Origin of the sequence: Arenimonas sp. GDDSR-1, from assembly GCF_025980345.1 — a bacterium.
In the GTDB taxonomy this organism is placed as follows: Bacteria; Pseudomonadota; Gammaproteobacteria; order Xanthomonadales; family Xanthomonadaceae; genus Arenimonas.
Genome location: NZ_JAPDUI010000085.1, coordinates 1 through 7,526, shown reverse-complemented (window position 1 = coordinate 7,526; position 7,526 = coordinate 1). Strand labels below are relative to the sequence as shown.

9 protein-coding genes are annotated in these 7,526 nt (G+C 63.6%); 2 read left to right on the top strand and 7 right to left on the bottom strand.

Annotated features, from left to right (window positions below; genetic code table 11):
- Positions 1–16: 16 nt before the first annotated feature.
- Genes Q0W88_RS10210 through Q0W88_RS10195 form a run of 4 tightly spaced genes read right to left on the bottom strand, consistent with a single transcriptional unit; the run spans position 17 to position 2,253 of the window.
- The gene (locus Q0W88_RS10210) at positions 17–877 is read right to left on the bottom strand and encodes a rhamnan synthesis F family protein (RefSeq protein WP_297803191.1); all 861 of its coding nucleotides are present in this window, start codon (positions 875–877) and stop codon (positions 17–19) included.
- A complete protein-coding gene (locus Q0W88_RS10205; protein WP_297803188.1) occupies positions 864–1,532 on the bottom strand; it encodes a class I SAM-dependent methyltransferase in 669 nt (222 codons plus the stop codon). Before Q0W88_RS10205 ends, Q0W88_RS10210 begins: the two co-directional genes overlap by 14 nt.
- The gene (locus Q0W88_RS10200; protein ID WP_297803185.1) at positions 1,529–1,750 is read right to left on the bottom strand and encodes a hypothetical protein; all 222 of its coding nucleotides are present in this window, start codon (positions 1,748–1,750) and stop codon (positions 1,529–1,531) included. Before Q0W88_RS10200 ends, Q0W88_RS10205 begins: the two co-directional genes overlap by 4 nt.
- Positions 1,747–2,253, bottom strand: a complete 507-nt coding sequence (locus tag Q0W88_RS10195) for a hypothetical protein (protein ID WP_297803182.1) — start codon at positions 2,251–2,253, stop codon at positions 1,747–1,749. The genes Q0W88_RS10200 and Q0W88_RS10195 overlap by 4 nt, the downstream gene beginning before the upstream one ends.
- Before the next feature lie 59 nt (positions 2,254–2,312).
- Here Q0W88_RS10195 and Q0W88_RS10190 point away from each other — a divergent pair, with 59 nt between their 5' ends.
- Entirely contained in the window at positions 2,313–3,059 is a 747-nt protein-coding gene (locus tag Q0W88_RS10190) for a hypothetical protein (protein ID WP_297803179.1), read from the top strand.
- On the opposite strand, the gene cysN is transcribed toward Q0W88_RS10190, so the two are convergent.
- Together cysN and cysD are read right to left on the bottom strand one after the other, a co-directional pair.
- Positions 3,052–4,920 (bottom strand): sulfate adenylyltransferase subunit CysN, encoded by a 1,869-nt coding sequence (gene cysN, locus Q0W88_RS10185; RefSeq protein WP_297803176.1) that lies wholly within the window; start codon positions 4,918–4,920, stop codon positions 3,052–3,054. The two genes, Q0W88_RS10190 and cysN, sit on opposite strands and share 8 nt — an antisense overlap.
- Positions 4,920–5,822, bottom strand: a complete 903-nt coding sequence (gene cysD / locus Q0W88_RS10180) for a sulfate adenylyltransferase subunit CysD (RefSeq protein ID WP_297803173.1) — start codon at positions 5,820–5,822, stop codon at positions 4,920–4,922. The genes cysN and cysD overlap by 1 nt, the downstream gene beginning before the upstream one ends.
- A 144-nt stretch (positions 5,823–5,966) precedes the next feature.
- Here cysD and Q0W88_RS10175 point away from each other — a divergent pair, with 144 nt between their 5' ends.
- Positions 5,967–6,227 (top strand): hypothetical protein, encoded by a 261-nt coding sequence (locus tag Q0W88_RS10175; RefSeq protein WP_297803171.1) that lies wholly within the window; start codon positions 5,967–5,969, stop codon positions 6,225–6,227.
- A gap of 89 nt (positions 6,228–6,316) precedes the next feature.
- On the opposite strand, the gene Q0W88_RS10170 is transcribed toward Q0W88_RS10175, so the two are convergent.
- Positions 6,317–7,399, bottom strand: coding sequence for an MraY family glycosyltransferase (locus tag Q0W88_RS10170; RefSeq protein ID WP_297803167.1), 1,083 nt, complete (start codon positions 7,397–7,399; stop codon positions 6,317–6,319).
- Positions 7,400–7,526 lie beyond the last annotated feature (127 nt).

Here is a 7,526-nt window from a genome sequence, read left to right as displayed (position 1 = left end):
TGATCCAAAGATCGGCTCAGCGCAGGCCGTCAGTGATCAGGGACTGTACCGCAGGCGACAGCTGCTGGCGGAAGCGGGCCAGATTCTGCCGGGTCGGATTGTCGCGCAGCAGCTCGATTTTCAGAATGCCGAAGCGGGCATACAGCCGGTCCCAGAGATAGTGGGTCGGGTTCAAGCTGCGTGCCGGTTGCAGATCGAGCTGCACCCGGTCGCTGTCATGGGTCGCACTCAGGTAGGTCCGGCTGCTGAAATTGGCATTGCCGATGGCCCGGCACAGCGCCACCAGCAGATCGTTGCGGTCGGGCTCATAGGCGGCCTGCAGCGGCACTCCGGCATCGGCGAAATGCCGTGACAGGCCGAGCTCGTAGCGGATGATGACCTGTTCGCGGTCCGACACCGGCGTCATCGCCTGCCACCATTCGGCAAAATGCTGTGATGCGATCAGGGTGCGGTCCTCGAAGGCCAGACAATAGGATTGCAGATGCAGGTCGCGGTCGTGCGACAGACTCAGGCCGCGCAGCGCAGGACCGGCAATCGGCCCCAGCATCGCCGCGCACACCCGGTCCGGATCGATACAGATGAAGGAGCTGTTGAGCAGCAGCAGGCGCTCGAGTCCGGACCGATCGCCGAGCGCGTCAATGCCTGTTTTGTAGGACCAGAAATCGTAGCCGATGTTCTCGCGCCGGATCACGGCGGCAAAGGGTTCCAGTTCCGCCGCCGCCGCATCCGACAACCCGGTGGACACGAACACGATGCGGCCGACGCGCGCCGCCAGCACGCGCACCAGTGCCAGCAAGTGCCGTGGCAAATGACCCTCGGCATGGTAATGCGCGATGACCGCCGCCTGCGCTGCCGGACCCGGCTCAGTCGCGGACATAGCACACCGCCCATTCGGTGACCGGCGGCCGGCGGCCGTCGATCCGGTAGCCGTAGCGGCCGAAAAACGCCTGCCACTGCGTCGGAGTTTTGAGATTGATGTGTCCCCACTGCAGATCCCAGTCCGGTGCGGGTTCGGCATGCGGGGTCGAGGAGAACACGATGTGCTGCGGGCGGATCTCATCGCGCAGCCGGGTCAGGATGTGATTGAGACCGGCATCGGGAATGTGTTCGAACACTTCAATGGCCAGCACGGTGTCGGCGGCGGGCGTGGCTTGGCTGAAATCCGGATCGAGCCGGTAGCGTTCGGCCTGCTGCGGATGGCGTTGCCGGAAGAACGCCTGCGAGTACGGATTGGCATCGATGCCGCAGGCCTCCACCCCGCGCTCGAGCAGGCAATGCAACAGATGGCCCGGCCCGCTGCCGATTTCCAACAGGCGGCGCGGCGCGATTTCCGCCACGATCCAATCGGCCAGATTCGCAAACAGCTGGCGGTACGCCGGGTTGCGCGGGTGCCAGCCCATGATCCAGGAGATTTCGAAGAACTCGCGGTCGGTGAACGGCCGCGCCCGGCCTTCGGCGTCATAGCCGCGCCCGAGCAGACGGTTGATGGCCTGCATTTCGAGCATGCTCGGCCAGGGCATCGGCGCGGTCATCCGGCCGCCTGTGCAAGCTGCAGCGCGGTCATCAGTTCGCGGCGCAGGCGACGGTAGTCGGCGAGTTGTTCCGGCCGTTGATCCCGCGCATAGGCGATTTTGAGCGCATCCAGACGCTGCAAGCCCGGACGCGGGCCGGCAGGCAACGCGGCGCGGGCATCCACCGCCACCGACCACGGCTCGCTGCCGAGCAGAAAACTGGCGACGCGTTCAATCACGAACACCTTGGCGGGCGCGGAACTGCGGTCATGCGGCACCGGGGCGTTGAGCGCCGACGCCAGGGCGGCATCCGGATCCTCGGCCTGGTATTGCCGGAATGGCTGACGTGATCGAGCGCACTGAACGCCGGAGCGTCAGCGCGCAAGGCGGCCTGGCAGATGGCGGCCAGACCGGGATGATAGGCCTCGGCCTGACGGTACACATTCAGGAACAGGGCCGATTGCTCGAAAAACGGCGAGAACAGCACGACCTCGGCATCGGTCCTGGCCAGAAAATCGGTGACCGCCGCGGCGGCAAGGCCGGTCTTGCTGCGGAATTTGGGCGAGAAGAAGCCGTAACGGGCGCCGTCATCGAGCGCGGTGTTCAGCAGGAATTGCCGGATCGGCCAATACTCGCGCCAGTCCGGGCGCGGATTGGCGCTATTATCCAAAGGCAGAAAGCCCGGGTCCAGCTGCCCGCGGGTGTCTTCGGAATAGTAAATCTGGTACAGATGATCGGGCATGCGCGTTCAGGCGGTAGACTACTCCCAGTATGCGTGAAAACGCCCGTGCCGGAAATCCCATGCCGCGTCTGCACATCTTCATCATTTCCTGGAACGGCCAGCATGCCCGGGCCGCCGCCATCGCCGGCGCCCTGAATGGTGTCGGCGAATCGGTCAGCATCGTGTATTCCGACCCCGATCCGGACACCGCGCCCGCGGCCGACTGCCGGCTGATCCGGCGCGACGACACCCTGTTCTGGGCCGATAAATTCAGTGCCTGCCTCGAACATCTGGCCCCGGATGCCGACATTCTGCTGGTGATCCATGCCGACTGCGACTGCGACGACTGGGCCGGCCTGGTGGCCGGCAGCCGGGCCGCGCACCGGCAGTTCCCGCGCATCGCGGTCTGGGCGCCGCTGATCACGGTCACGCCCTATCCGCTCAAGCACACCCTGCTCGGCAGTTTCTTCGACACCCCGATGAAACTGGTGGCACAGACCGACGGCATCGTGTTCTCGCTGTCGAAAGCGGCCATCGCGCGCATGCGCAGCATCGACTACCGTAAAAACCTGTACGGCTGGGGCATCGACTGGGTGTTCATGGCCTTCGCTTACGCCAACAAACAGTTCGCGGTGGTCGATCCGCGCGTGCGCGTGCGCCATCCGGAATCGCACGGCTATTCCCAGCACAATGCGCTGGCGATGATGCAGGATTTCCTCAAGCAGCTGGGACCGAGCGAGTACGTGCAGTACGCGCTGCTCAGCAGCCACATCTATTACCTGACCGAAAGCGGCGCCGCCGAAGCGGCCGCCGCCAAAGTCAGCTGATCCGCTTCAGCACGGCCTCGACCAGCGCTTCGATCGGGGCGTCGGCGGTGCGCAGATGCAGCTCCGGATGTTCCGGCGCCTCATACGGCGAGGAAATGCCGGTGAAGTTCGGCAGCTGGCCGGCGCGGGCCTTGGCGTAAAGGCCTTTCACATCGCGCTGTTCGCACAGTTCCAGCGGCGTATCGACGAACACTTCGATGAACTCGTCGTCGCTGAACAGGGCGCGGGCCATGTCGCGTTCACTGCGGAACGGCGAAATGAACGAGACCAGCACGATCAGGCCGGCATCCACCATCAGGCGCGCCACTTCCGCCACGCGCCGGATGTTCTCGACCCGGTCGGCTTCGGTGAAGCCCAGATCGCGGTTCAAACCGTGACGCACGTTGTCGCCGTCCAGCGTATAGGTGTGGTGGTGCGCGGCCAGCAGACGCTGCTCCAGCTGGTTGGCGATGGTCGACTTGCCCGAGCCGGACAGGCCGGTGAACCAGATGCAGCGCGGCGTCTGGCTTTTGAGCCCGGCACGCGCGGCTTTGTTGACGTCCATCGCCTGCCAGTGGATGTTGCCGGCGCGGCGCAGCGCGAAATCGATGGTGCCGGCGGCCACGGTGGCGTTGCTCTGCCGGTCGATCAGAATGAAACCGCCCAGGGTTTTATCCAGCGCGTAGGGCTCGAAGGCGATGGCCTGATCGAGCTTGAGATTGCACACGCCGATTTCATTCAAGTGCAGGGTTTTCGCGGCCAGCGGTTCCTGGCTGTTGATGTCGATCTTGTGCTTGATTTCGGTGACGGTGGCATTCACCGTGCGCGCCCCGATCTTCAGCCAATAGCCGCGGCCGGGAATCAGTTCGGCTTCGTCCATCCAGATCACGTGCGCGGCGAACTGGTCGGCGGTTTCGCACGGGTTCTTGGCCGAGACGATGACATCGCCGCGGCTGATGTCGACCTCATCGGCGAGCGTCAGGGTCACCGCCTGGCCCCGGCGGGCGGCGTCCAGATCGCCGGTTTGGGTGACGATGCGGGCGATGTGCGAGCGCTTGCCCGAGGGCAGCACGGCCACTTCTTCGCCGACGCTGAACGCGCCGGCGCAGACCGTGCCGGCAAAGCCGCGGAAATCCAGATTCGGACGGCAGACCCACTGCACCGGCAGGCGGCCGCTGTGCGTGCCGTCGTCGCCGGTTTCGCTGATCACCACATTTTCCAGATACGCCAGCACCGAGGGGCCGGTGTACCAGGGCGTGCGCGTGGAAGCGGCAATCAGGTTGTCGCCGGTCAGCGCCGATAGCGGCACCGCCTGCACGCTGGAAATGCCGAGCTGATCGGCCAGCTGCTGGTATTGTTCGACGATGGCATTGAACACGCCTTCATCGAAGTCGACCAGATCCATTTTGTTGACCGCCAGCAGCACGTGGTTGATGCCCAGACGCGAGACGATGAAACTGTGCCGGCGGGTCTGGGTCAGCACGCCTTTGCGGGCGTCGATCAGCACCACGGCGACATCGGCGGTGGACGCGCCGGTGGCCATGTTGCGGGTGTACTGTTCATGGCCCGGACAGTCGGCCACGATGAACTTGCGTTTGTCGGTGGAAAAGAAGCGGTAGGCCACATCGATGGTGATGCCCTGCTCGCGTTCGGCGGCCAGGCCGTCGACCAGCAGCGCGAAGTCCATGGCTTCGCCCTGGGTGCCGTGCTTGGCGGAATCCTTCTCCAGCGCGGCCAATTGGTCGTCGAACAGGCCCTTGGTGTCGTGCAGCAGGCGCCCGATCAGGGTGCTCTTGCCGTCGTCGACGCTGCCGCAGGTGATGAAGCGCAGCAGGGATTTGGTTTCGTGCTGCTGCAGGTAGGCGCGGATATCGGTGGCCATCAGAAATAGCCCTCCTGCTTCTTCTTCTCCATCGAGGCCGACTGGTCGTGATCGATCATCCGGCCCTGGCGCTCGGAAGTGCGCGCCACCAGCATCTCGGCGATGATGGCTTCCAGATCGGCCGCTTCCGATTCGATCGCGCCGGTCAGCGGGTAGCAGCCCAGGGTGCGGAAGCGCACTTTCTTCAGCATCGGCACTTCGCCGGGATGCAGCGGCATGCGCTCATCGTCGACCATGATCAGGCCGCCGTCGCGTTCGACCACCGGGCGCTCCTTGGCGAAATACAGCGGCACCACCGGAATGTTCTCGCGGAAGATGTACAGCCAGATGTCGAGCTCGGTCCAGTTCGACAGCGGAAACACGCGCACGCTCTCGCCCTTGCGGATGCGGGTGTTGTACACATCCCACAGTTCCGGGCGCTGCGCTTTCGGGTCCCAGCGGTGTTCGGCGTTGCGGAACGAGAACACGCGTTCCTTGGCCCGCGATTTTTCCTCGTCGCGGCGGGCGCCGCCGATGGCGGCATCGTACTGGCCGGCATCCAGCGCCTGCTTCAGGCCCTGGGTTTTCATGATGTCGGTATGCACGGTGGCGCCGTGGGTGAACGGGTTGACGTTCTGCGCCACGCCCTCCGGGTTGATGTGCACTTTCAGGCTGACCCCGTAACGCTCCGGCACGGTTTCGCGGAAGGCGTACATGTCGCGGAATTTCCAGGTGGTGTCCACGTGCAGCAGCGGAATCGGCGGCTTGGCCGGATAAAAGGCCTTGGCCAGCAGGTGCAGCAGCACCGCGCTGTCTTTGCCGATGGAATACAGCATCACCGGATTGCTGAACTCGGAGGCGACTTCGCGGAAGATGTGCAGGCTTTCCGCTTCCAGCCGGTCAAGATGGGATAAGGGCTTCATGCGCTTGATTTTCAGGGGATTCCGGCCATTTTAGAGGAAATCGGCAGGCCGGGGGGATTAATCCGGCATTCAGCCCCCGGCTTGCGGCGGGGGCGGAACTTGCTATGCTTAATGCACGGACATTTGTCCGCATTGGAGAAGCTCATGAAATCGCGTGTATTCGCCCTCGCCCTTGCCAGCCTGTTCGTGGCCGGTTCGGCTCTGGCCGATGCCCCGGCCTGCCCGGCCTCGATGGATAAGACCGCCTGCGTGTACTTCAAGGAAGGCTACGCCGCCGGTAAAGACGACGCCAAATCCGGCGCCAAGAACGCCTACCAGCGCCACGAAGACAGCTACGATTCGCGCTTTGAATCGGCCTTTTCGAAAGGCTACGAGGAAGGCTTCAAGGACGGTCAGAAGAAGTAAGGCCTCACCCTGGCCCTCTCCCGGAGGGAGAGGGAATAAAAGCGAAAGGTCCTGATGTGGAAAGCCCCCGATAAATTCGGGGGCTTTTTTTAGGACGATTTTCCGTAGAGCAGCTGATGGATGCGGGCCAGAAGCGCCACGATGCGGGCGCGGTCATTGCTGAGCGCATACCAGGTCAGCGTCATCAGCACGAAATTGATCAGCAGGATGGCCTTCTCGTACTGCACATCGAAGGACAGCCAGACCGCGGCGGCCAGCCCGATGCTGAAGCTGAGCAGCACCAGCAAGCGCACCGCCTGATTGACGCTGAACCCGGCATCGAGCAACAGGTGATGGATGTGGTTGCGGTCGCCATGGAAGGGCGAATGGCCCTGCCGCCAGCGCCGTACCATCAGCACCACGCAGTCGATGATCGGCACCGCAATCAGATACGGGGCCAGGATCGGGGTGATCGGGTGCGCCGGGTTCTGGGTCAGGCGGAAGGTGATGTAGGCCAGGGTGTAGCCCAGCAGGGCGCTGCCGGTGTCGCCCAGGAACACGCGGGCGCGGGTCTGTTTGCCGAAGCGCAGGTTGAACCACAGAAAGCCCGTCACCGCGCCGACGACCCACATCAGCCGGAAGGTGATTTCGGGAATGCCGGAATAAATGCCGGCGCTGATGAACATGCACAAACTGGCCACCACCAAGGAGCCGACCAGACCGTCAATACCATCGGCCATGTTCAGGGCGTTGATCAGGCCGACGATGGCGAACACCGACAGCGGCACGCTGAACCAGCCGAACTCCACATCGGGCAGGCCGAACACCGGCCCCAGATGTTCGGCGCGGGTGTCGGCAATGTAGATCAGGCACAGCGCGGCGGCAATCTGCACCGCCAAACGGAAATACCAGCGCACATCGATGCGGTCGTCGATCAGGCCGACGACCACCAGCAGCAGCGCACCGCTGAACCAGCCCAGGGCGTAATTGTTCAGGCCATTGGCCAGAAACACCGGCACGGCAATACCCGCGAACACGCCCAAGCCGCCGATGACCGGGGTAGCCACCTCATGGTTCTTGCGGTGATTGGGGTGATCCACCCAGTTCCAGCGGCGTGCCAGCGGCAGCAGCGCGGCAATGGTGCCGGCACTGATCAGAAAAGAAATCAGGAAGTAGAACAGAATCTGCTGCACAGGGGGCCTTCAAACGCTATCCGTAGCGATGGATAAATTGTAAACCGTTGGTCTCGGCAAACCTATAGGAAATATTCTGATTCCTTGATTTTCATCACTATTCCGACGGTTTGACTGCGAAAAGCGC